Annotated in this window: 21 protein-coding genes; 19 read left to right on the forward strand and 2 right to left on the reverse strand. The window is 53.6% G+C overall.

The features are described 5' to 3' along the window. Positions 1-261 precede the first annotated feature (261 nt). From J3482_RS05260 to hprK, 10 genes are all read left to right on the forward strand, one after another. Complete coding sequence (locus tag J3482_RS05260) at positions 262-1,071, forward strand: uroporphyrinogen-III synthase (RefSeq protein ID WP_146823239.1); 810 nt, start codon at positions 262-264, stop codon at positions 1,069-1,071. Between the two features lie 247 nt (positions 1,072-1,318). Beyond that, positions 1,319-2,434: an o-succinylbenzoate synthase gene (menC, locus tag J3482_RS05265; protein WP_328702661.1), complete on the forward strand. Its 1,116-nt coding sequence runs from the start codon at positions 1,319-1,321 to the stop codon at positions 2,432-2,434. 137 nt (positions 2,435-2,571) lie between these two features. Beyond that, positions 2,572-3,258, forward strand: coding sequence for a cell division ATP-binding protein FtsE (ftsE, locus tag J3482_RS05270; RefSeq protein ID WP_146823235.1), 687 nt, complete (start codon positions 2,572-2,574; stop codon positions 3,256-3,258). Next, positions 3,242-4,135: a permease-like cell division protein FtsX gene (gene ftsX / locus J3482_RS05275; RefSeq protein WP_236017925.1), complete on the forward strand. Its 894-nt coding sequence runs from the start codon at positions 3,242-3,244 to the stop codon at positions 4,133-4,135. Before ftsE ends, ftsX begins: the two co-directional genes overlap by 17 nt. A 139-nt stretch (positions 4,136-4,274) precedes the next feature. Continuing rightward, positions 4,275-5,537 (forward strand): PDZ domain-containing protein, encoded by a 1,263-nt coding sequence (locus tag J3482_RS05280; RefSeq protein ID WP_206922162.1) that lies wholly within the window; start codon positions 4,275-4,277, stop codon positions 5,535-5,537. Between the two features lie 124 nt (positions 5,538-5,661). After that, on the forward strand, positions 5,662-6,465 hold the full coding sequence (locus J3482_RS05285) for a flagellar motor protein (protein WP_146823229.1): 804 nt from the start codon (positions 5,662-5,664) through the stop codon (positions 6,463-6,465). Beyond that, positions 6,443-7,264: a flagellar motor protein MotB gene (locus J3482_RS05290; RefSeq protein WP_146823226.1), complete on the forward strand. Its 822-nt coding sequence runs from the start codon at positions 6,443-6,445 to the stop codon at positions 7,262-7,264. The genes J3482_RS05285 and J3482_RS05290 overlap by 23 nt, the downstream gene beginning before the upstream one ends. A 284-nt stretch (positions 7,265-7,548) precedes the next feature. Beyond that, positions 7,549-9,540: an excinuclease ABC subunit UvrB gene (gene uvrB, locus J3482_RS05295; protein ID WP_146823224.1), complete on the forward strand. Its 1,992-nt coding sequence runs from the start codon at positions 7,549-7,551 to the stop codon at positions 9,538-9,540. Positions 9,541-9,611: 71 nt separating this feature from the next. Then, positions 9,612-12,500, forward strand: a complete 2,889-nt coding sequence (gene uvrA / locus J3482_RS05300; RefSeq protein ID WP_146823222.1) for an excinuclease ABC subunit UvrA — start codon at positions 9,612-9,614, stop codon at positions 12,498-12,500. A 58-nt stretch (positions 12,501-12,558) separates the two neighbouring features. Next, the gene (gene hprK, locus J3482_RS05305) at positions 12,559-13,509 is read left to right on the forward strand and encodes an HPr(Ser) kinase/phosphatase (RefSeq protein ID WP_021297833.1); all 951 of its coding nucleotides are present in this window, start codon (positions 12,559-12,561) and stop codon (positions 13,507-13,509) included. A 289-nt stretch (positions 13,510-13,798) separates the two neighbouring features. Here hprK and argS read toward each other — a convergent pair whose 3' ends face one another. Then, a complete protein-coding gene (gene argS / locus J3482_RS05310) occupies positions 13,799-15,520 on the reverse strand; it encodes an arginine--tRNA ligase (protein ID WP_146823220.1) in 1,722 nt (573 codons plus the stop codon). Positions 15,521-15,816: 296 nt separating this feature from the next. On the opposite strand from argS, the gene J3482_RS05315 reads away from it, so the two are divergent. The 8 genes from J3482_RS05315 to J3482_RS05350 all read left to right on the forward strand — a co-directional run bounded on the left by J3482_RS05315 (position 15,817) and on the right by J3482_RS05350 (position 22,966). After that, positions 15,817-17,541 (forward strand): tetratricopeptide repeat protein, encoded by a 1,725-nt coding sequence (locus J3482_RS05315; protein WP_146823218.1) that lies wholly within the window; start codon positions 15,817-15,819, stop codon positions 17,539-17,541. A gap of 259 nt (positions 17,542-17,800) precedes the next feature. Next, entirely contained in the window at positions 17,801-18,295 is a 495-nt protein-coding gene (locus J3482_RS05320; RefSeq protein ID WP_021297837.1) for an NUDIX domain-containing protein, read from the forward strand. Positions 18,296-18,323: 28 nt separating this feature from the next. Beyond that, complete coding sequence (gene rapZ / locus J3482_RS05325; RefSeq protein ID WP_146823216.1) at positions 18,324-19,190, forward strand: RNase adapter RapZ; 867 nt, start codon at positions 18,324-18,326, stop codon at positions 19,188-19,190. 3 nt (positions 19,191-19,193) lie between these two features. Continuing rightward, positions 19,194-20,354, forward strand: coding sequence for a gluconeogenesis morphogenetic factor MgfK (gene mgfK, locus J3482_RS05330; protein ID WP_146823215.1), 1,161 nt, complete (start codon positions 19,194-19,196; stop codon positions 20,352-20,354). Between the two features lie 13 nt (positions 20,355-20,367). After that, positions 20,368-21,309, forward strand: coding sequence for a DNA-binding protein WhiA (whiA, locus tag J3482_RS05335; RefSeq protein ID WP_146823213.1), 942 nt, complete (start codon positions 20,368-20,370; stop codon positions 21,307-21,309). Positions 21,310-21,452: 143 nt separating this feature from the next. Then, the gene (locus J3482_RS05340; RefSeq protein WP_188332256.1) at positions 21,453-21,716 is read left to right on the forward strand and encodes an HPr family phosphocarrier protein; all 264 of its coding nucleotides are present in this window, start codon (positions 21,453-21,455) and stop codon (positions 21,714-21,716) included. Between the two features lie 99 nt (positions 21,717-21,815). Then, entirely contained in the window at positions 21,816-22,349 is a 534-nt protein-coding gene (locus tag J3482_RS05345; protein WP_146823211.1) for a hypothetical protein, read from the forward strand. A 101-nt stretch (positions 22,350-22,450) separates the two neighbouring features. After that, positions 22,451-22,966, forward strand: coding sequence for a DUF402 domain-containing protein (locus J3482_RS05350; protein ID WP_021297843.1), 516 nt, complete (start codon positions 22,451-22,453; stop codon positions 22,964-22,966). A gap of 94 nt (positions 22,967-23,060) precedes the next feature. Here J3482_RS05350 and J3482_RS05355 read toward each other — a convergent pair whose 3' ends face one another. Then, complete coding sequence (locus J3482_RS05355) at positions 23,061-23,294, reverse strand: hypothetical protein (RefSeq protein WP_021297844.1); 234 nt, start codon at positions 23,292-23,294, stop codon at positions 23,061-23,063. Positions 23,295-23,426: 132 nt separating this feature from the next. On the opposite strand from J3482_RS05355, the gene mutY reads away from it, so the two are divergent. Then, positions 23,427-24,587, forward strand: a complete 1,161-nt coding sequence (gene mutY, locus J3482_RS05360) for an A/G-specific adenine glycosylase (RefSeq protein ID WP_206916282.1) — start codon at positions 23,427-23,429, stop codon at positions 24,585-24,587. Positions 24,588-24,611 lie beyond the last annotated feature (24 nt).

A 24,611-nucleotide genomic window follows, 5' to 3' on the forward strand; every position in this document is an offset into this window, starting at 1 on the left:
GGGGCTCTTTTTGTGTTGGGGTAGAATTTGTGTTTCATATGTCGCGAATCTGTTGGATGCCACAAATAAGGCAGAAAGGTGCGGTATGCCGCCAGGTCGTCTAAGCCGCCCCGGCGTTTCCACCCCGGCCGCTGGCGCCGCACCCGTCACATTTCTTTCACTTCGTAGGACATTGCAATTGCTACAGTGGAATCGTAAGGTAGGCTACAGGTACACATTGAACGTGATTGTTTGGCGCGCAGATAGAGAGGGAGTGGGCGTGTGAAGTTGGAGGGGAAGCGAATCGCTGTGGCGGCGGATCGGAGAAGTGATGAGATTACCGCGTTGGTGAAGAAGTTGGGTGGTGAGGCTGTGCTCCGGCCGTTGCAAGGGACGTCGTGCACAGATGAGGCGCTCGTCGTGCGGGAGCTGGAGGAACTGTTGGATACGGGTGCCGACTGGGTGATTTTCACCACTGGTGTGGGGGCGCAGAAGGTATGGGAGATTGCTCAGCGCTGCGGTTGCCTTGAGGCGTTGCGGGCGTTTTTGCAGACGGTGCGAGTGGCCGCGCGAGGGCGCAAGACCACAAAATTCCTGGTCGATCACGGCATTGAACCGGCCGCCCGCGACGACGATGGAACGACGTATGGCGTGTTGCGGGCCCTGGAACCGTTCGATGTGGCGGGAAAGCGAGTGGTGGTGCAACTGCATGGGGACCTGCCGAAGTCGTTGGACACGTGGTGTGTCGAACAGCGCGCGAATGTGAGCTTCATTCATGCTTATACGTATTTGCCGCCGGAAGCCGATGTATTACAGGCGCTGTTGATGGATATTGTCCATCGCCGGGTGGACGCCGTGACATTTACCAGTGCGCAACAGGTCCGCTTTCTATTCAATTACGCGGCGATAGAAAATCAGGTGGATGCAGTGGTGGCTGGCTTCGACGAAGTCGTCGCGACCGCCGTCGGCAAAGTGACTGCGGAGAGCCTCCGGGAGAGTGGCGTGCGGCGCATCGTCGCGCCGGAGGAGGAGCGTATGGGCGCGATGATTGTTGCATTGATGCGGTACTTTGAAAGGGAATCTTTAAAATAGAGATGTGTTGAAAAATCGGTGATAAATCCTCCTACGTCCGCTGCCAATGCCTAGGCGGGCGTTTGTCTGTGTGGAGACACTATAGAGTGACACATAGGAGGCCTTGGCCTCTGCGCCGAATGTCGTTGCACGTGCGGGGTGGGAATCGGGTATGCGGTGTGTGGGAGATATTGTAGTGGTGTCGACGGCCAGATTATAAGGAACACATACGGATACTATAGGCGTTCGGGGGGAATATGGATTGCAGGTGAAGCGTTGCAGATTACATAGATTACGGATGCCGCTGCGACAGCCGACACGCACGTCGTACGGGGTACATACGGGTAGAGATCTGATTATTGTCGAATTGGAGACGGTGGCGGGTGCACGCGGGGTGGCGGAGTGTGTGGCGATGCGAGAACCCACGTATACCGAGGAGACGGTGGAGACCGCCTGGCACGTGCTGCGGGACTTTTTGGTTGGCCGCCTGCGTGGTCAGGTGTTTCATTCGGTAGATCATCTCGACCGATTTGCGGATAGCCTACTGGCTATCCGCGGCAATGCGATGGCCCGCGCTGGTCTCGAAATGGCCGTTTGGGATGCGTTTGCGGCCGAGACGGAGACACCGTTGTACCAATTGCTCGGCGGTCAAGAACGGGACGTGCCCGTTGGTATCAGCTTAGGTATGGAGGACGCTGTCGACACGCTCGTCGAGCGGGCGCAGGCGGCAAATCGCGCTGGTTATCAGCGGATTAAATTGAAGGTCGCGCCCGGTGAGGATGTATTGCCACTTCGGGTGCTACGCGACGCACTGCCTGACTTGCCGTTGATGGCTGACGCAAATAGTGCCTATCAGGATGCCCCAGAATCCACTTTTGCCGAGTTAGACGAATTGTCGCTGATGATGATTGAGCAGCCGCTCTCACCTGACGATTTGGTCGACCACGCCCGGCTCCAGCACCGCATTCAGACCCCCATTTGCCTCGACGAAAGTATCCGATCCGCCGCAGATGTCCGTCGTGCTGCCGAAATTGGTGCATGTGGCGTCATTAACTTAAAACCCGGCCGCGTTGGCGGTTTTACGCAATCGCGCCGCGCGCACGACCAGGCGTGTGCGCACGGACTCGGGTTGTGGTGTGGCGGGATGTATGAGACGGGCATCGGACGCTTGCACAACATTGCGCTCTGTAGTTTGCCGGGGTTTCAATTACCGACGGATGTGGGGCCGAGTGATCAGTATTTTGTCGAGGATATCGTCGAGCCTCCTGTACGTTTCTGCCGTCCTGGTTTTTTGCGCGTGGAGGCGATGTGTGGTGTGGCTGAGCGCGTCGACTGGCGGAGTCTACAGCGGTATACGGTGCACTCGGAGCAGATTGACTTTTGAGGAAGCCAGAATTTACAACAGGAATTTTGCCGAATGACGTCGAAATTCATTAGGTGGATTAGAATTCGGCGTTTCTTGTTACTGGGCGAGTTCTCGTTCGACACCGAAACATTCGAGTAGAGGAGTTTGATTGCACAGTGATAGAAATGCAGGATGTCTGGAAGGAATACCCCAACGGCACCTCTGCGTTGAATGGAATTTCTGTTCACATTCAAAAGGGTGAGTTCGTATATGTCGTCGGTCCCAGTGGGGCCGGTAAGTCTACATTTATCAAATTGATGTATCGCGAGGTTCGCCCGACAAAGGGGCATATCTTCGTCAACGGATTTAACATTGAGCGTTTGAAGGACAGGAAGATTCCGTTGTTGCGGCGCAGTATCGGCGTCGTGTTTCAGGATTTTAAGTTGCTGCCGAAACTGACTGCGGCAGAAAACGTCGCATTTGCGTTGGAGGTCATCGGTTTGAGCCAGCGCCAAATTCGGCGCCGCGTGGAGGATGTGCTCACGCAGGTGGGGCTTGAAGACAAGATGAACATGCTGCCGTCGCAATTGTCGGGTGGGGAGCAGCAGCGGGTGGCGGTGGCGAGATCGCTTGCCAACAACCCTGCCGTGATTATCGCTGACGAACCCACTGGCAATCTTGACCCGGACACCTCTTGGGGGATTATGCGCTTGTTTCAGCGCATTAATGACCGGGGGACGACGATTGTGATGGCGACACACAACCGGGATATTGTGAACTCGCTGCGCCGCCGCGTGATTGCGATTGAACAGGGCATCATCGTTCGCGATGAGCAGAAGGGGCTATATGGATATGATGAGTAAAATCCTGCGTCACCTCCGTGAGGGGTTTCGGAATGTCTTGCGCAATGGGTGGATGACATTCGCCTCGGTCAGCGCCGTGACGGTGACCCTTGCAGTCCTAGGTCTGACGCTGATTTTGGCGATGAACGCACAACAAATGTCGAAATATGTGACTAACCAGGTTCAGGTACAGGCGTACATGCACCCGAATGCCTCGGAACAAGCAGGTGAGCAGTTGGCGCAGAAACTTCGTTCGATGCCGGATATCGCCTCGGTTCAGGTGATTAGCAAAGAGGCTGGCATGAACGAAATGAAGCAGGAATTTGGCCAGTATCAGGACATTTTGGAGCAGTATAAGTCGAGTCCACTGCCGGTGCAACTGGTGATTAAGGCCAAAGATCCGAGTAAGACGTTGCAGGTGGCCAACGAGGTTCGGCATATGCCGGATATCGATACCGTTCGAGACGGAAAATCGTATATCAAATCCTTGTTTCGGACGGTGAGCGTCTTGCGCACCATTGGTATAGTGTTTGTCATCGCATTGTTGGTGACATCTATGTTTCTCATTTCCAACACGATTCGCATGACCATTTTTTCGAGGCGCCGAGAAATTGAGATTATGAAACTGGTCGGCGCTGCAAACTGGTTCATCCGTTGGCCGTTTATCGTGGAGGGCATGCTCATTGGGGTATTTGGTGCGGTGGTTCCGCTTGTGATTTTAGGGTACGGCTACCATGTGGTGTATGACCGAATCCACGATATTCCGCTGATCCTTTCCATCAATCTAGTTTCGAGTGGTGCCTTGATTGCGAAACTCGCAGTGGTGTTGCTTGGCATTGGCATCCTGCTTGGTGTCTGGGGCGGCGTCATGTCCGTAAGGAAATTCCTACGTGTTTAATTCGTTTCACGGTGCCGAGCTGACAGGAAATTGCACGTGCGCGCGCGAATTCATCAGTGTGGACAGTCAACGGGTGCACATTGTGACGGTCTGTCAGCTCGACAGGTGATACACGGCGTATAGAAAGGAATCCTACGGCATGCAGCACTGGACGGTAGCAGGTGGCTGGGGGCAGATTGTCCTCGTCGCTGTAGTCGCATTTTTACTCAATCCCCTCCACTATGTGGCTACGGCGCTGGTGATTTGGGATTTGGTTCGGAACATTAAACATGAACGACTGTGGTTTGGTGTCCGCGTTACGCGAATTATTCAGCCTGTGATTTTGCGGTATATCAAGGCTTGTGTTATCGGCTTAGCTGGTTCTGTCGCCCTCGTGTTGTTGGGGGCAACGGCGTCCTGGCAAACGATTCTGTTTGTCGCCGTTTTGTCCCTCGTACTAGGGCTTTTCCGATTTCGTTTCCTCAGTTCCATTGTGGCGATTCCAATTGCATTGACCTGCTCGTTTGTCGCACACGACTTGCCTGTATCGGGGAATAGTTGGTATGCAAGAATTATTGAGTTTCTGCAGACTTTTCAAATGAGGTCTTGGGTGCTGATTGCCATTGTCGTCTGCTTGGCTGAATTATTTCTTCAGTGGTGGACGTCTCGTGATGCGGTATTTCCAGCGTTGGTCACGAGCAAACGCGGACGTCGAATTGGGGCACTCAAGTTACAATTGGGTTTTTCAATGCCGCTCGTCATTTGGATGTCCCCGATAGAGGGTGTGGGGATAAGTTTTCACGATGGTGTCAGACCGTGGCTGATGGAACTTCACCATCCGGTCACCTTGTGTGTGATGCCGACGGTGTTTGGGATTCATGCACTCTTCACGGCATTGAAACCTGAGCGCGTTCTGATTCAGTTTCGACGTTGGAACTTACTCTATGCCGCGATACTCGCTGCGGGTTTTTCTGTGGTTTACTGGTTGCACTCCGACATGGGTTATTTGGCAGCGCCCGTTCTCATTGTGGTCATGGAAGTGGTGCGGTACGTATGGCGGCGTGTGGATGAGGCGAGTGAACCGGCGTATTCACCCTCCTCGCAGGGTGTTATGGTACTGTATACCATTCGCAACTCACTATCACACAAGTTGGGGATTTTACCGGGCGAAGTGATTACGCATATCAATCAGACGGCGGTACACACGGAGTACGACCTGCACTTTGCGTTTGAACAGAACCCGGCTTACGCGAAATTTCAGGTGCTTGACCAGCGTGGTGAAGTTCGACTGATTGGCAATCCGGTGTATGAAGGCGAACGACACCAGCTAGGCCTGATTGTCGTCGTGTCAGGTGAGGCACCTGTATTGAAATTGGCACGACCGTTCGGATTCCTCGAAACGTTGTACTTGAAACAGCAGTGACAAGCAAAACGTTGTGGTAACCGACAGGCCAAACTAGTACAAAAGGCGGCCGGACAGCCAGTTGGGCTGGATTCGGACACGCAGGAAATGGGCGGATTCGGCTAGGCATGGGGGAGGAACCACAATGGATTTCGCAACGATTATAGGATTAGTGGTTGGTATCGGCGGGCTGCTGACCGGTTTTGTTCTGGACAAGGGGAGTATCGGCACACTCGTTCAGCCTTCTGCGGCATTGATTGTGTTCGGTGGTACGCTCGGCGCGACGTTGGTATCGAGCCGGATGAAATCATTCTCGACGATTGGGAAATACCTTAAAATCGCTTTTTTTACGAAGGCAAAAGACCCCCACGATACGATTGAATTGCTGGTTGATATGGCCGTAACTGCCCGACGCGAAGGGATTTTAGCCCTTGAAGAGCAGGTTGATGATTATGACGATGTGTTTCTAAAGAATGGCGTTCGTCAGATTGTCGATGGTGTGGACCCTGAATTGGTGAAAGAGATGTTGGAGACGGAAATTGCGTACATTGAGCGGAGGCACGAAGCTGGTGTAGCGATGTTTGAGGCGGCGGGCGGATTTGCGCCGACAATGGGAATTATCGGTACGGTCATGGGATTGGTACACGTCCTTGGGAACCTGCAGGACGTGACAACACTTGGGCCGGAAATTGCAACCGCGTTTATCGCTACACTGTACGGTGTGGCTAGCGCTAACGTATTTTGGCTACCAATCGCCAATAAGTTGAGGACGAAATCTGAAGATGAAATCCTTGAGCGGGAAATGACCTTGGAAGGTATTTTGTCCGTACAGGCGGGTGAGAACCCGAACGTACTGAGGCAGAAGCTTCTGTCGTTCCTCGCGTCCTCGCAGCGCGCGCGGAAGAATGCAAAGGCGGGTGAGACCGATGCCGAGACCGCGCAAGCCTAGGAAACCGCAAAATCACGAGCGGTGGATGGTGACGTATTCTGATCTTATCACGCTTTTGCTCGTGTTTTTTATCATCATGTTTGCAATGTCTAGTATCGACAAGGTGAAGTTTGCCACGTTAGCTGAATCGTTGGCGAGCGCCTTGCACCAAAGCAACGAAATACCGTTACAGGGGCTTGGTAAGAGTTCGTTGCTCCTCTCGGGTGATAACGACACGGGCGACAGTCCTCCAATGAATGTGCCGACGCCAGCGAAGACGACGCCGACCCAATCTTCCAAGGATAATGATCAACAGCTTCAAGACCTTTACCAGATGGCAAACCAATACGTGATTTCACACCATTTGCAAGATAAAGTGCAAATTACGAACCAGCAGCGGGGTGTCCAGATTACGATGAAGGACATCGCACTGTTTGACACGGGTGAAGCTGTCCTCAAGCCCAATGCGCAAAATTTGATTCGTGGATTTGTTCCGTTTTTCAAGTCACTACCGAACGATATTGTGGTGGAAGGTTATACGGATAATCAGCCGATTAGCACGAGTACCTATCCTTCCAATTGGGAACTGTCCTCTGCACGCGCGATGAGTGTGGTTCGCTTTTTGGCCGCCGACGGGATCTCTGCGGATAGACTATCTGGAACGGGGTATGGGCAATACCACAATATTGTGCCAAACGACACACCCGCCCATCGTCAACAGAATCGGCGGGTCAATATCGTGATTCTGCGCCAAGATGCGGCGCCGGGAACGCCAGCGGCTATGCCACAGACCACGTCATCCGCGCAGACGTCGCCGTGACGACACTTGTGATTTAAATTTGCCCTTGTCGTTTCGTTTAGCATAGTTGCAGTGGTCGACCGAGCTTACGGATTTCCAGTGACATCTCCTTTACCCTCTATGCAGACTTCTCTATAATTCCAAACAGAGACATTTCTCAATTGCAACAGGGAACGCACGTTCCCTTTTTGCCGTGTTCGTGATAAGGTAATCCTAATGGGTATACAGACTTCGCATTCCGCTTAGCGGAATTGCGTGATATAACGACGAACGATAAAATATCGCACTTGACGGGAGGGCTTGGTTTGGCGACGCAACCCGGAAAGTTTGAACTTGTTTCAGAATATAAGCCGCAGGGAGATCAGCCTGCGGCCATTGATGCTTTGGTTGACGGCGTCGAGTCGGGACTTCGGCACCAAACGCTGTTAGGTGTGACGGGTTCCGGGAAGACATTTACCATGGCGAACATTATTCAGGAAGTGAATCGCCCGACGTTGGTCATTGCGCACAATAAGACGTTGGCTGCGCAGTTGGCGGCAGAATTTCGGGAGTTTTTTCCTAACAACGCGGTGGAGTATTTCGTCAGTTACTACGATTATTATCAGCCGGAGGCGTACATTCCTTCGACGGATACGTTTATCGAAAAGGATGCCAAAATCAACGACGAAATCGATAAGTTGCGCCACTCTGCGACGGCGGCGTTGCTGGAGCGCAACGACGTTATCGTCGTCGCTAGTGTCTCTGCGATTTATGGGTTAGGTAGTCCCGCTGAGTACAGCCAGCATGTATTGTCTTTGCGTGTGGGTGCCACGATGGACCGCAATCAAATCTTGCGACGGCTCGTCGATATGCAATATGAGCGCAACGACATTAACTTTACGCGTGGCACGTTTCGCGTGCGCGGCGACGTGGTGGAGATCTTTCCTGCGTCCCGCGACGAGAATGCGATTCGCGTCGAGCTGTTCGGCGACGAGATTGACCGGATAACCGAAATCCATGTGGTGACAGGCCAGGTGGTGGCACGTCGGAACCACGTGAGCATTTTCCCGGCTTCTCACTTCGTGACCTCGCGGCCGAGGTTGGAGATGGCTATCTCGCGGATTAAGGAAGAGCTGCGCGAGCGGCTTGCTGAACTTCGGGATAATGGCAAATTGCTCGAAGCCCAGCGCTTGGAGCAGCGGACGATGTACGACATCGAAATGATGTTGGAAATCGGCTTTTGTTCTGGGATTGAGAACTACTCCCGACATCTCGAAGGCCGCGCGGCTGGCGAGCCGCCGAACACGCTGCTCGACTACTTCCCGCCGGGGTTCTTGACGTTGATTGATGAGTCGCACGTGACGCTACCGCAGATTCGCGGTATGTACGGCGGTGATAGATCTCGAAAAGAGACGCTGATTGAACACGGCTTCCGGCTCCCATCCGCGGCGGACAACCGGCCGCTCACGTTTGAAGAGTTTGAGCGGGCTGTCGGGCAATGCATCTACGTCAGCGCGACGCCCGGACCGTATGAAGAAGCGCATCAACAGCGGATTGTCGAGCAAATTATCCGTCCGACCGGGCTGCTTGACCCAACCATTTCCGTCCGTCCCATCAAGGGTCAAATTGACGATCTCGTCGGCGAAATTCGCGCCCGCATCCGCAATGACGAGCGCGTTCTCGTCACGACGCTGACAAAGAAGATGGCGGAAGACTTGACGGATTATCTCAAAGAGATTGGCATCCGCGTGCGGTATTTGCACTCCGATATCAAAACCATCGAACGCATGGTGATCTTGCGAGACTTGCGCAAGGGCGCTTTTGATGTCCTTGTCGGCATCAACCTCTTGCGGGAGGGGCTCGATTTGCCGGAGGTATCTTTGGTCGCGATTCTCGACGCGGACAAGGAAGGCTTTTTGCGTGCGCACCGGTCGCTCATTCAGACGATTGGACGCGCAGCCCGCAACGCCAATGGTGCTGTTATCATGTACGCGGATAAAATTACGGATTCCATGCGCATTGCCATTGACGAGACGGAGCGCCGCCGCGCGAAGCAGATAGCCTATAACGAGGAACATGGCATTACGCCGACGACGATTCGCAAAGCTGTGCGCGATGTGATTGAGTCTACGAAGGTCGCTGAGGAGACGGAGGATTACGTCTCTGTGGCTGAGCAGGCGCAGCAGTTGAGTAAACGGGAACGCAAAGAGTTGGTCGCGAAATTGGAAGCTGAGATGCGCGAAGCAGCTAAGGAATTGCAATTCGAGCGCGCTGCGCAGTTGCGCGATATGATTTCCGAGTTAACGAACGCGTCATAAGCAATGGGGTGCCCCGTGCCACGCGACATTGTGAGACAGGGGGGCACCTTTCATAGAGGGATGTGAAACTGGTGCCACAAGATTACATCTACGTACGGGGAGCCCGTGCGCACAATTTGAAGAACGTCAACGTTCAAATTCCACGCGATAAGTTTGTCGTTGTCACTGGATTGAGTGGATCCGGCAAATCGTCGCTGGCGTTTGACACGATTTACGCAGAGGGGCAGCGTCGATATGTCGAAAGTCTGTCGGCGTATGCGCGGCAGTTCCTCGGTCAAATGGACAAGCCGGATGTTGATGGCATTGATGGCCTATCGCCGGCTATCTCTATTGATCAGAAGACGACGAGTCGCAACCCACGGTCGACAGTCGGAACAGTGACGGAGATTTATGACTACCTGCGCTTGCTCTTTGCCCGCGTGGGCCATCCGTACTGCCCGAATTGCGACATTCCCATCTCCTCGCAGACGATTGAACAAATGGTTGACCGCCTCATGCAATTGCCGGAACGTACTCGTCTGCAGGTGTTGGCGCCGATTGTCCGCGGGCGCAAGGGTGAGCACCAAAAGGTCATCGAGCAGATGCGCAAAGCCGGGTACGTGCGCTTGCGCGTGGATGGTGAGGTTCGTGAGCTGGAAGAGGACATTCAGCTCGAAAAGAACAAGAAACACAATTTAGAAGTCGTCGTCGACCGGATTGTTCTGCGCGACGACATTCACAGCCGCCTCGCTGATTCCTTGGAGTCCGCCTTGAGCCTGGCGGGCGGTATTGTTATCGTCGAAGTTATCGACGGTGAGGAACTGATGTTTAGTCAGAATATGGCTTGTCCGAATTGCGGTTTTAGCGTTGACGAGTTGGCGCCGCGCATGTTCTCCTTTAACAGTCCTTTCGGAGCTTGTGACGCGTGTGCCGGACTCGGTGTCAAGATGGAAGTAGACCCGGAACTGGTGGTGCCGAACACCTCCCTCAGCATTGATGAGGGCGGTATTGTGCCATGGGCGGGATCGACATCGACGTACTATCCACAGCTGCTACGGGCCGCGTGCCAGGCTTTTGGCATCGACACGACCGTTCCGATTGCAGCGTTGCCAGAAGACGCGTTGAAGAAGATTTTTTACGGAACGGGTGAGCCGATTCAGTTTACGTACGAAAACGACTTTGGTCAGCGCAAAACAGCGCAGATTCCGTTTGAGGGCGTGATTCCGAACTTGGAACGGCGCTTTCGGGATACGGCGTCGGATGGCATTCGCGAGTTTATTGAGTCATTTATGGCGGCGAAACCATGCCCTTCGTGTAAAGGGCGGCGATTGAAGCCGCAGAGTTTGGCGGTTCGCATCCATGATCGCAATATTTCTGAGGTCACAGATTTGTCGGTGGTGGAGGCCCTGAATTATGTTCAAGGTCTCGAACTGTCTGAGAAGGAGATGCAAATCGCCCGGCAGATTTTGAAGGAAATCGAAAGCAGGCTTGGCTTTTTGCGCGACGTCGGGTTGGATTATCTGACGCTTTCCAGATCTGCCGGCACGCTTTCCGGCGGTGAGGCGCAGCGTATCCGTTTGGCCACGCAGCTTGGTTCTTCCTTGATGGGTGTGCTCTACATTCTCGACGAGCCAAGCATTGGTTTGCACCAGCGAGACAACGAGCGCCTGATTCGCACCTTGGAAAATATGCGGGATTTGGGGAATACACTGATTGTCGTTGAGCATGACGAAGATACGATGATGGCATGCGACTACATTATTGATATGGGGAAAGGCGCTGGCGTTCACGGCGGCGAGGTGATTAGTCAAGGTACGCCTCGTGAAGTGATGAACGACCCAGAGTCGGTGACTGGTCAGTACTTGTCAGGTCGGCGGTTTATTCCGGTGCCGGAGAAGCGGCGCAAGCCGGACGACCGCTGGTTGGAAGTCCGAAAGGCGCGCGAGAACAACTTGAAGAACGTCAACGTCAAGATTCCGCTCGGAGTCTTCACCTGTGTGACAGGCGTCTCCGGGTCGGGAAAGTCGACGTTGGTCAACGAGATTCTGCATAAGGCGCTCGCGCGTGATTTGAATCGTGCACGCGTGCGCCCTGGGGCGCATGACAAGATTCTTGGTCTGGAGCACCTGGACAAGGTGGTCGACATTGATCAGTCGCCGATTGGGCGGACGCCGAGATCAAACCCGGCGACGTATACAGGCGTCTTCGACGACATCCGTGATTTGTTTGCCACGACGAACGAGGCGAAGATGCGCGGGTACAAGAAAGGGCGCTTTAGCTTTAACGTCCGCGGTGGGCGCTGTGAAGCGTGTAAGGGCGATGGTATCATCAAGATTGAGATGCACTTCTTGCCCGACGTGTATGTTCCGTGTGAGGTTTGCAAAGGAAAACGGTACAACCGGGAGACATTGGAAGTTCGGTACAAGGGCAAGAACATTTCGGAAGTGCTGGACATGACGATTGAGGATGCGGTGTCGTTCTTCGAGAACATCCCGCGGATTCACCGCAAATTGCAGACGTTGCTCGACGTCGGCTTGGGTTATATGCAGTTAGGGCAGCCAGCGACGACGCTCTCTGGCGGTGAGGCACAGCGTGTGAAATTGGCTTCTGAATTGCATCGCCGTAGCACTGGTCGAACGCTGTACATTTTGGACGAACCGACGACGGGTCTGCACGTGGCGGATATTGAGCGGTTGCTGACAGTGCTTCACAGGCTCGTCGACAACGGCGATACTGTGTTGATTATCGAACACAATCTGGATGTCATCAAGACGGCGGACTACATTGTTGATCTCGGCCCGGAAGGCGGCGACCGCGGCGGCCAATTAGTTGGCGCGGGCACGCCGGAGCAAATTTGTCAGATTGACGCGTCGTATACAGGGCGGTTTTTGAAGCCGATTCTGGAACGCGACAAACAGCGCGCGCTCGCTCGGGCTGCGGAAGCTGACCGCATGGCCGAAATGAATGCCGCTGCAAATTAACACATTTCACGAGTGGTGAGTTCCACCGGCTTGTAGATGATATGAGGTGGGGTGCGGTTTGACCGAAGAACGCGGTGTGACTGTTCGCCAATTGGTCAAGGATTTGGACTTACACGTGTTTAATGAAGACTCTGATCTTGACCGGATGATTCAAACGCTGGATATCAACCGACCTGGATTGGCGCTTGCTGGGTACCTGCGCTACCACCCGGCAGAGCGCGTCCAGGTATTAGGCCGTACAGAGCTGTCGTTTTTGCGTGGCATGAACGAGCGAGAACAGGCTTTGCGGGTCTTTGCATTTTGCTCTTACCAACAGACGCCTTGTATCTTGATTACTCGGAACGATACACCGCCATCCGTCTTGCTTCGGGAGGCGGCTGCGAAACGGATTCCTGTACTCGGAACGAACATGGTGACGACGCGTCTGACGGCCACGTTGTCCACGTACTTGGAGGAGCGCCTCGCGCCGGAAACGCTGGTTCACGGTGTGCTCGTGGACGTCTATGGGATTGGCATTCTGATTACGGGTGCAAGTGGAATTGGTAAGAGTGAAACGGGATTAGAGCTGATTAAACGCGGTCATCGCCTCGTGGCTGACGACGCGGTGGTGATTCGTCAGATTTCTGATGAGAGTCTGATTGGTTCGGCCCCGCCACTGCTGCAGCACTTGCTTGAAATTCGCGGACTTGGCGTCCTCAACGCGATGACGCTATTTGGCGCGGGTGCGGTGCGCACGCATAAGAAAATCGCACTGGTGATTCACCTTGAGGCGTGGCGGGAGAACGTGGCGTATGACCGATTGGGCATCGAGCAGCATACGACGAAGATTCTCGATCTCGAGGTCCCGCATGTCACAGTACCTGTCCGCCCAGGTCGCAACTTGGCGGTCATCGTCGAAGTTGCGGCGATGAATTTCCGCTTGAAGGGCATGGGGTATGATGCTGCAAAGGCGTTCACCGATGAGCTTGAGCAGGCCATTGCCGAGCAGGCGGACAAGGACAAACAATAACCCCCTAATATCAAATGTTGATATTCATCGCAACCGAAGCCCCCGATGCGCCTGCGTTTGGGGCTTTGTCGTCGTTTCAGACATGGGAGAGGAGTGGACGGACGTGAGTTCAGCTCACAGGACTAGCAGATAGTTATCTGAGCGAAATGCACGGTTGTCGTCGCGCCAACTCAGGCACGCGAGAGGCGAAACTTATGTCAACATGTGTTCTGATCCCGGCTGTAGCACGTGAAAAACAGGGCCCACAATGGGCCCTGTTTTTCGTATGCGTGGCACCTGGCGGCGCGGCTTACATCTCGTCTGGGGCGTCCATCCCGATGAGATACAACGCCTTGGCCAACGCCTTGCGCGTGGCGAGCGTAAGGGCGAGCCGGCGTGCTCTGTCCTCCGGACTGGATTGGAGGATAGGGTTGTGGTGGTAGAACCGGTTGAACGCGTGGCACAGCTGCAAGGTGTAGCGGGCCATGACGGACGGATCGTACTCGTCAACCGCGCGGTTGAGCGCCTCGTTCGCCTGGCCGAGTTGTAGCACGAGTGCCCATTCGGTATCGTTGAGCGCGTGCGCGTCGTCGGTTGCGCCCGCGGGTGCTGGGAAGGTGAGCGTATCGATATCGCCACCGGCTTTGCGCAGGACGCTGGAAGCGCGTGCGTGCGTATATTGAACATAGGGGCCTGTCTCGCCGTCGAAGTTCAGCACGTCCTCATAGCGGAAATCCACTTCGTGCAAACGGTAGGTCTTCAGGTCGTTGAAGACGACTGCTCCGACGCCCACACTTTTAGCCACTTGGTCTTTGTTGGCGAGATTTGGATTCTTGGCCTCGATAATCTTGCGCGCTTCGTCGATTGCTTTGGCCAGCACGTCTTCGAGATAGACGACGTGACCACGCCGCGTCGACAGGCGTGCGCCGTTGAACTTCATGAGGCCAAAACTGACGTGGACGGCGCGCGATGCGTAAGGTTTGCCCATTAGCTCGAGCACCTTGAACAGCTGTTGGAAGTGCAGTTTTTGCTCACCGCCGACGACGTAAACCAACGTGTCTGCCCCAAGTTCATCGTGGCGATAGGCAGCGGCCGCCAGGTCGCGGGTCGCGTAAATCGACGTGCCGTCTGATTTTTTGATAATGCATGGGGGCATGTCGTAGGCGGAGAGATTGACCACCTCTGCCCCTTGGTCCTCGACTAACAGATTGTCGGCGATTAACTCGTCGACAATTGCGTCCATCTTGTCGTTGTAAAAACTTTCGCCAAGATAGTGATCGAATGAGACGTTGAGCAAATCGTACGTCTTTCGGAACACTTTCAGACTTTCGTCGATAAACCACTGCCAGAGTTTCACCGCTTGCGGGTTACCGTCCTCTAGCTGCTTAAACCAGTAGCGCCCCTCTTCTTCGAGGGATGGATCCCGCTCGGCCTCTTCGTGGAACTTGACATACAACTTGAACAACTCGCGCACCGGGTTTGCCCGGACGGTTTCTTCGTCGCCCCACTTGAGATACGCGGCGATGGTCTTGCCGAACTGTGTGCCCCAGTCGCCCAAGTGATTGATGCCAATGACCTCGTATCCGTCCTCGCGCATCAGTCGGACGATGGATTCGCCGATGATAGTCGAGCGAAGGTGCCCGACGCCGAACGGTTTGGCGATGTTCGGGGACGAGTAGTCGACGGCTGCCCTGTGGCCTCTATGTCGATCCGCCGAAAACAACGCGTGAACATCTTGCACTGCGACATCGACGATGGCCTTCGCAAAGGGCAAGCGGGCAAGAGAGATATTTAGGAATCCGCCAGCTGGCGCAGCAGATGCCACTTCTGGAATCTGCACCAGTGCTTCTGCCAGCGTCTGCGCGATTTCATTTGGGTTCTTGCGCAGCGATTTGGCAAGTTTGAAGCAGGGTAGGGCGAGATCGCCAAGTTCTGGGTTGGGTGGGTACTCGAGCATTTGCACGAGTTCGTCTTCAGCGAGGCCCGTTGCGGGCACAAGTGCTTTGGCTATGGTGGCCTTGACCGCTTTCACCAATCATCCTCCTATATGAAAACTGCCGTGGAACGCTTGTCCACGATGAATGCGCTCGATTGCGGCAGTTTGTCGCAATATGTTAAGGAAAACGCGCAGCGTCCAAATTCAGATGACCAGAATAGATTTGGACATACTGCCGATTTACGCTCCACTAATTCTCCATTATAACATGGGGTATATCGCATAGGTACTTCGCGCTTTTCGTTGGTTGTGGTATACTTTTTCCACCAGTTCACATAACGCCAGGTCAATGCGCTGATTTGCGCTTGGGCAGCAGCTTCAGGAGGTGCCTCATGGACACTCGTCATTTTCGCAAATCGTCCAGCAATGGAAGCAGCAACGTCATCGCGATGAACTTTGACGCGGCGTACTTCTTTGAGCGGGGCGTCCGCTTCCTGCAGCGGAATGATTTGAATAAGGCCCTCAAAGCATTTCGAAAAACCGTTGAATATGAGCCAAACAACCCCATTAACTATTGTAATTTAGCAGGCGTGTACTCGGAAATGGGTGATTTCGAAGCTTCGAATCAACTGCTCGAGCACGTACTTTGCGATTTAGATCCCAATATGACTGAATGCCAGTTTTACCTTGCCAACAACTACGCAAACATGGGGAAGTACGACGCGGCGGAGGAATACGTGCTTCGCTATCTCGATGCAGACCCAAATGGTGAGTACGCGGACGACGCGGAAGAGATGCTCGGCGTGCTCCTCGACGAATTCGGTGGCGGCCGTGCACTTGAGAAATGGCAAGAGGAAAAGCGGAAACTCGATGCGGAACAAGCGGCAAAAGATGGACGCTACTTCTTGGAAAACGGGCAGTTTGAAGCCGCGGTTGAGTGGCTTGAAGCCGTCATCAAGGAAGAGCCGGAAAATTACGCTGCGTACAACAATTTGTGTTTGGCCTATTACTATACTGGTCAACACGATAAGGCACTCGCGCTTGCGGACGACGTTTTGCACCGACAGCCGGATAACTTGCATGCGCTGTGTAATCGCGCGATTCTCGTCAAGCATTTTGGGTGGAAGGACGTCCTAGATGCCGCTGCCGAGCCACTCTGTAAGGTGTTTCCACTTCATTATGACTTGGCGATGAAGGTGGGAACTACACTTGGCATCATCGGCTATCACGCTGATGCCTTTGAAAAGTTCCGGCGTTTGATGCGCCTGACTGCACAGGCTGACCCTGTGCTTATTCACGCGACTGCCGCTGCTGCAGCGAACTGTGAAAACTGGGCCATCGCTGAGCGCTATTGGCAAATGCTCGCGCGGGAGTCTGAATATCAGGCAGTGGCCGAACATTACTTGCGGCGGGTACAGGAAGTCCGCGCCGGCCACACCGCCCAACTGCGCGTGAGCTACCAGTTAGACTTGCCGGTTGAGGAGCAACTGGCGGTGGTCAAGGATAAGCTCAAGGACCCGAAGATGGAGGCTTGGCGCCGTGATCCGCTTTTGCGAGCCTCTTTGTACTGGGGGCTACGGCATGGGAACCACGAGACGAGACGCCGGGTGATTCGAGCGCTCGCGGTAGTCGCTGATGACGATGCGGAGAAGGCTTTGCAATTGTTTGTCGGCCGACGCGATATCGACGATACGCTGCGATTATATGCAATTGTGGCGCTGAAGCGAATTGGGGCACGAGGCAAAGTCCGCCTCAGCGGAGATGCTGAAGAGGTGGCCATTGAGCAGATCAATCCAGATGTTATCTTTGAGCTGAATCCGAGTTGGCGGGAAGTGTGGCAGCGGGCCGAGACGTGGCTTGAGAAGGAAAATTTGCAAAGGCTCGTGCCGGAGGCAAAGCGACTTTGGCTCACGTATTTGTACGATATGTTCCTGCATGTCCACCGGCGGATCGGCAAAGCTGATATTTGGGTAGCCGGGTTACTTTATATCACGTTGCGGTATTTTGGTGTACCGATTGTGCAAAGAGAGCTTGCAGAGGAGTTTTCCGTGGCGGCCTCGTCGATTCGCAAGTGTAGTGCACGATTGGAACAGTCGCTTTTCACGTCAGGCATTTGAAGCGCGAGGTTCGTGCAATTTTGCTGTAGATGTCACAGTTTTTTAATCCGCTTGTAACACGATTGAAATATGGTCAGCGTACGATACAGATGTAGCACATTTGACCCCCTTTTTTAATATAACTTTCGGACGCCGACAGGCGTCCACTTTTTTTTTCGCCAGAAAAGCCAAGCGAGCGCTGCGAATCTGGAGAAGGCGCCGGTGTCGCTGGTAGTCCGAACCGCCACATGCTATGCTTTTCATTAGAGAGGTGGAGCAGGTGCAGCTGATTGTGAATTGCTTCGTTCCATGGCAAGACGGATTTGTGATGTTACAAAAACCTCGCCGGGGTTGGTGGTACTTGCCAGGGGGGAAAGTGGAAGATAATGAGCTGTGGCGACAGGCGGCCATGCGTGAATTCTCGGAGGAATCCGGTCTGCAATTGGCAGATGCGACGCTGTGTGGAATCTACCGGGTGCAGGTGGCGGCCGGATCGGACACGGCTGCAAAAGACCGCCTAATTGCTCAATTTATCGGGCATGGCGCATCAGGAACACTGGCGCTGGACCACCGCGAGGGGAAGTTAGCGGTCATTCGACCAGAACAATTGCCGCAGTTGCCGATGGATGAGGGCGATAGATTGATGATTCGGCACACACTCGCTGCGCATACACGCCAAGATCCGGTTGTATTTTTTGGACACTTTACATATGATGCAGACCATCAGGTTCAGCATTGGACGATTGACCCAGAAGGCTATCTCGCAACGACTTGACACTTGTTTCGGAATGGAGGGCTGAAACGTGACAGTGCGCTTAGAAACCGTGATTTTGACTGGCATGTCAGGGGCTGGGAAATCAGTCGCGATGCAGGCACTGGAGGACATTGGCTTCTTTTGTGTGGATAACCTGCCACCGGCGCTGATGCCACGTTTGCTGGACATGGCGGAGCATGCGTCTGGAAGTTTGAGCAAGGTTGCGTTCGCCTGTGACCTACGCGGTGGCGCACTGTTTGAGCCGCTGTTGACGACTGTTGAGGAATTGCGGAGCCGGAAGGACATGGATACGACACTCGTCTTTCTAGACGCGAATGAGGCAACACTTGTGCGTCGCTACAAAGAATCGCGGCGCAGACATCCGCTGTCTCCGACGGCGCGCCTGACGGAAAGTATTACACAGGAGCGGATTGCCCTCGAGGCGGTACGGGCGGCTGCGGATATCGTGATTGACACAAGTGATATGGCGACGGCTGTTCTGAAGAAGGAACTGACTAGCCGGTTTGAGGCACATGCAGGGCGGATGCCGGTGCACGTCGTCTCATTTGGCTTTAAGTACGGGGTGCCGGTGGATGCAGACATGGTGTTCGATGTGCGCTTTCTGCCGAATCCGCACTATATCGACGAATTGCGCCCATTTACTGGGGAAGATAAACCGGTCTACGATTACGTCATGCAGTGGCCGGCGACCCAGCAATTTATTGCAAAGGCCGAGGAGATGTTGGACTTTCTTTTGCCCGAATACCAACGAGAGGGCAAAAGCCATTTGGTGATTGGTATCGGCTGCACGGGGGGGAAACATCGCTCTGTGGCAATTGCTCGGCACGTGGCCGAACACCTTAGGCAGAAGGCGGACGTAGAGCTCTCGCACCGAGATAAGGGTCGGGAGGGGTAGAACATGCGGCAGTGGTGGTTACTCGCCTGGACTATCGCGTGTTTCGGAGTTGGCATCCTAGCGGGTGTCTTGCGACTCGCGCGGCTGCCGTATGGCACAGCCCTCGGAATGCTTGTCCTGTTTGCTGCCATTGTGCTACTTGCATTTGGCTGGTGGCGCGATATGCGCGAAAGTCGTCGGCAAGCCAAATGGGCTGAACGGCGACTGAAAATTGTCGCGCTTGGCGGCGGTACAGGATTATCGACGATTCTTCGGGGACTTAAGGAGTTCCAGGTAGACCTTACAGCGGTCGTCACGGTGGCCGACGATGGCGGGAGTTCGGGCCGTCTGCGCAACGATTTTGCAATGCCTCCGCCTGGAGATATTCGTAACTGTCTTGTGGCGATGGCCGACACCGAGCCGTTACTGGAGCGACTTTTGCAGTTTCGGTTTCCGTCAGGAGAAGGGCTAGAAGGTCACAGCTTTGGGAATTTGTTTTTGGCGGCTATGACACATATCATGGGTGATTTTGAGTCAGCGATTCGCGAGACGAGTAGAGTGCTCGCGGTGCGTGGGCAAGTGTTGCCCGCGGTTCGGGACGATGTTCGCTTGCGCGCCCACTTGACCAATGGAACGGTCGTTGAAGGGGAGTCGAATATTCCGGAGGCGGGCGGCCAGATTGAGCGACTTGAATTGGTGGCAGATAAGTTGGAGCCGCTTCCGGAGGTTTTGCGCGCCATCGAGTCGGCTGATGCTATCGTCATTGGGCCGGGAAGTTTGTTTACGAGTATTCTCCCGAACCTGTTAGTCCCAGGCATTGTCGAGGCGGTTCGAGCGAGTAACGCAAGGAAAATTTATGTTTGTAACGTGATGACGCAGCCTGGTGAAACGGATGAATTGTCCGCATCTAGCCATGTCAAAGCCATTTATCGACATGTCGGCGACGCGTTATTTGATTACGTGCTCGTCAACGCAGCACCGCTGCCTGAAGAGGCGTTACAACAATATCAATCGCAGCAGAGTTACCCTGTGCGAGTGGACATTGAGGAATTGAACCGAATGGGGCTCAAGGTGGTCGCTCGCGATTTTGTGCATTATGCCACATATGCGCGACACGACAGCCGTAAAGTGGCTGAACAGATTGTCAGCCTATTAGGCTATGAACGGGATAAACGTCGAGGATAGGAGGGTGTGCGCTGTGTCGTTTGCAGCAGAAACGAAGAAAGAGTTGACACAAATTGAGCAAGACGCTTGCTGTGCGAAAAGCGAATTGCAGGCCATCCTCGGTCTCGGCGGGTGTTTTGTGACAGTCGATGGCCGCCGTCAATTGGTGGTTGAAACGGAGAATGTCGCCACGGCTCGGCGAATCTATACGGTGCTGAAAGAGACGTTTGGCACGCGGTGTGAAGTGATTGTCCGCAAAAAGATGCGCTTGAAAAAAAACAACGTATACGCGATTCGCCTCACCGCGTTGCAAGCAGAGGTGGTGCTTTCAGAACTGGGGTGGACGGGCGAAACCGAAGACGGGCCACTCGCGGCAAATTGGCCTAAACCGGACGCGGACTGTTGTAATCGGGCCTTTCTTCGGGGATGCTTTCTCGCAGGGGGGTCTGTTAACGCACCAGGGAGCCCGTCTTACCACCTGGAGATTTATGCGGCCTCCGCAAATATGGCGGAGACGGTCCTCGCGTTGATGAATGATTATGAATTGCACGCGCGCCTGACGACACGTAAAAAAGGGTACATTGTATATTTAAAAGAGGGGGAGAAGATTGTTGATTTTCTCAACCTCATTGGCGCTGTCCGCGCTTTGTTAAAGTTTGAGGATACGCGCATTTTAAAAGGGATGCGAAATCAAGTCAACCGACTCGTCAACTGTGAAACCGCCAATATGAACAAAACGATTGCAGCTGCGGTACGGCAACTGGAAAATATCCAATTGATTGAAGCTCACATAGGTTTACAACAGCTTCCAGATAGCTTGCGCGTGGCGGCGGAGTTGAGGCTGCGTTATCCAGAGGCGAATCTTCAAGAGCTTTGTCGTCGTATGGGGAATCGCGTGTCGAAGTCCGGTCTTAACCATCGTTTCAGGAAAATGGAAGAAATCGCCGAGCGTCTGCGCTCTAGCCCTACCACGTAGTCAGAATATCGCCAAAATTGATGGGGACGATGGCTGTCTATGAAAATCTCTACATGCTATACTTGAACATACTTAAATCAAGGTTCTTGGGAAAAATTAAGTTTTTCCCTACGAAAATACTATGACGAAACACGGTGATTCCGATGGTGCAGAAGGAAACGATAGTCAGAATTCAGGGCGGTTTATTTGCGCGCGCAGCGGCAAATTTTGTACAAATGGCCAATCGCTTTCGCTCGGAAGTCTTCCTCGAAAAAGGAGGAAAATCCGTGAATGCGAAAAGTATTATGGGCGTTATGTCGCTTGCTGTGGCGTCTGGACAATCCATTATTGTTCGCGCGAGTGGCGGCGACGAGCAACAGGCGGTCGACCAACTTGTGCAGTTTATTGAGGCTGAACAACTTTCGTAAGGGCGAATGCGCGGACAGGGTGTCTGTCTGAGCCTCGTTCTTTCCCGATGGGCCTGTACATATATTTAGGACATCGGTGAAATGCAAGGGGGGCTCATCATGAGGATGCGTCTTGCCAAACGGCGTGGACGGCTACCCTATCGCGTAGTCTTCATCGCGCTTGCGGTTTTTGGACTGCTGTTGTTCGAAATGTATCATTTGCTGATGCCTTACGTGGCACGCAATCCGATGTATCACGAGGTTACGATTGGGGAGCCAGTCATTGACACATGGGATTACGATGGTGAGGATGAAGAGGGCTACCTCAAGTTTTATAACACGTCGTCGCACGACGATGCCCTGTTGCCGCCTACGTCTAAACTATTTGGAGCGGACGGGAAATTTGTCGTCATCGAGCGGGCGGATGCAGGGTCGCTGACATATGCCGAGCCGCTTGAGAGTGCTCCGCCCATTTGGTACGTCATTATGGTGTTGTTGATTGGCGCGGCCGTTTGGATGATCATGTATCGATTAAAAGTAAATCGGAAACGCCGCATGCATCTTCGCAAATCGCTACCTCCCTTATCTGCCTCGTTCAACCATGGGCGTCGGTTTCGTCCTTCCAAACAGCATAAGTCCCGTTTTTTTCGTTGAAAATCTCATTCGATATCTGCTGTTTCTCGATGGCTTTGTGTTTTGGTTAACTCATGGTAACCTATACGGAGGATTGTTCTGATGGGAAGGGGGGGGCGTGTGTGGCGCTGCGAGCAGGCCGCGTTCAACAGATCCACAAACGTGAAGAGCGTGGGATTGATCGGTCTAATGAACCTTTTAAAATTGAAAAATTCTTTCGGCGACCCGGTCTCGTCGTCGTCGAGCGGCCAGCCTTTGAGCACGGCTACAGCAATCACCTGCGAGAAATTTATCCGCAGTGGGGCATTGCGGTGAGTACTTGCTTGAACTCAGGCACACCCGTCAAACACCCGCGACTCCGATTTGACCATTATGTGGATCTTGTCAAAGTGTGGGAAGACCAGGAGTATATCTACGTTGAAGATATGTACGTGGATGTGTTGTTATACGAAAGATCGTATTATCACGTGATTGACCTTGAGGAATTTGGCGAAGCGTTATTTACGCGTCAGGTGAGTATGGCAGAAGCTCGACGCGTACTTGAAAATACTCAGAAGTTCGTGGACAGCATGAAACGCAGCCGATTGTCGTATCAGGTATGGAAACATAAATACGGCATTCATCGGCGCTATTTATAAAATGGCTATCGTGATGGAGCCACTTTGCGATGTCGCCGCGCACGAGAAGGAGACAGAGTCTTTTACAACTCTGTCCCTGCTGCGCCACAGTCGATTAGCTTTCAATTTCCCGCATGACTTCTTCCGCCAGGGCAGTCGCACCGCCATCGGAGGACGATGACTGAGACCCGCCCATCATGCGCATTCCTTGCGCTTTACGGACAGCCTCCCAAGCGGCGATGCCGACACTGGCACCGACGAATAGCGCGGTCATCGTTCCCATGCCACTCCTGCGTCTCGGCATGATCCGATGTCGAACAGAACTTGCCACTACGTTCATGAGACCCATGGACAGCACCCCCTCGAGTTGTATTTTGTCCTGCTTCTTTGTTTGTATGTTGACGATATGTAGCATGGCACAGATGCCCATTTGACCGAGCGGTCGTTACCAAATGGAGCAGCATATGTATGGAGGCTTTTTATGAACTTATGCAAGACATCGGAAAGGCTCGCTGTTTTTGCACATAACCTAGAGGTGTGGTACGAGCAGAACAAGCGTGCACTTCCATGGCGGGAAACGACAGATCCGTATCGTATATTGGTGAGTGAGACGATGCTCCAACAAACTCGGGTGGAGACGGTCATTCCGTATTACCATCGATTTCTTGAGCGTTTCCCAGATGTGCAGAGCCTGGCGTCTGCAGCGGAGGAAGACGTCATGAAAATTTGGCAGGGTCTGGGGTACTACTCGCGCGCGCGCAACTTGAAACGCGCTGCGGCCACAGTGCTTGCGGATTATCAAGGGGTGTTCCCAAATACAGTGGAGCATGTTCGGGCGCTCCCTGGTGTCGGTCCTTACACAACCGGTGCGGTGATGAGTATCGCTTTTAACCAGCCCGTTGCGGCGGTCGATGGTAACGTATTGCGCGTGGTGTCACGTTATCTAGGAATTGAGGACCCAATTGATGATCCAGCGGTGAAACGCGTCATTTCGGAACACACGCAACGTGCTGTTGAACAAAGTACACCGCGGCTTTTTACGCAGGCTTTGATGGAACTGGGCGCCATGGTGTGTACACCGCGCAAACCGCAATGTTTGACATGTCCAATTCAAGAGGACTGTACGGCGTTTCAGGAAGCGCGTGTCGCTCGTATTCCGGTTAAGCGGCCCAAGCCACAGCGCAAGCGACTGACTGTCGTCGCCTTGTGGATTGAGCAAGACGGGCAGTTGTTGGTGGAACAGCGACCTAGTGAAGGCCTGTTGGCAAATATGTGGCAGTTGCCTTCGGTGGAACTCGAGAGCGACAATGCGCCGGAATTATCTTTGCCATTGCTCGCTGAAACACGTTTGCAACGTCTATTTCCAGGTTATACCGATGATGTACCGACTGTTGTCCGAGAGGGGACGTTGCAGCCGCAGACGTTTGTGGAGATTGCGACGGCAAAGCACATTTTTACACATTTGGAGTGGATGGTTCACGTTTGGCGGCCAATTGGGTTACCGGTGAAGCCGGAGACAATGACTGAGACCGTCAACGCGAGATTTGTGCCGATTGCCGATTTGCCGCGATTGGTGTGGCCGAAGGTCTACGTGAAGATTTTGCACGATGTGTTGCGAATGGATGTCGCCAGTCCAACATAATTGCTGGCAAACCACTCGTGGAAT

It is taken from the genome of Alicyclobacillus suci, assembly GCF_017329615.1.
In the GTDB taxonomy this organism is placed as follows: domain Bacteria; phylum Bacillota; class Bacilli; order Alicyclobacillales; family Alicyclobacillaceae; genus Alicyclobacillus; species Alicyclobacillus suci.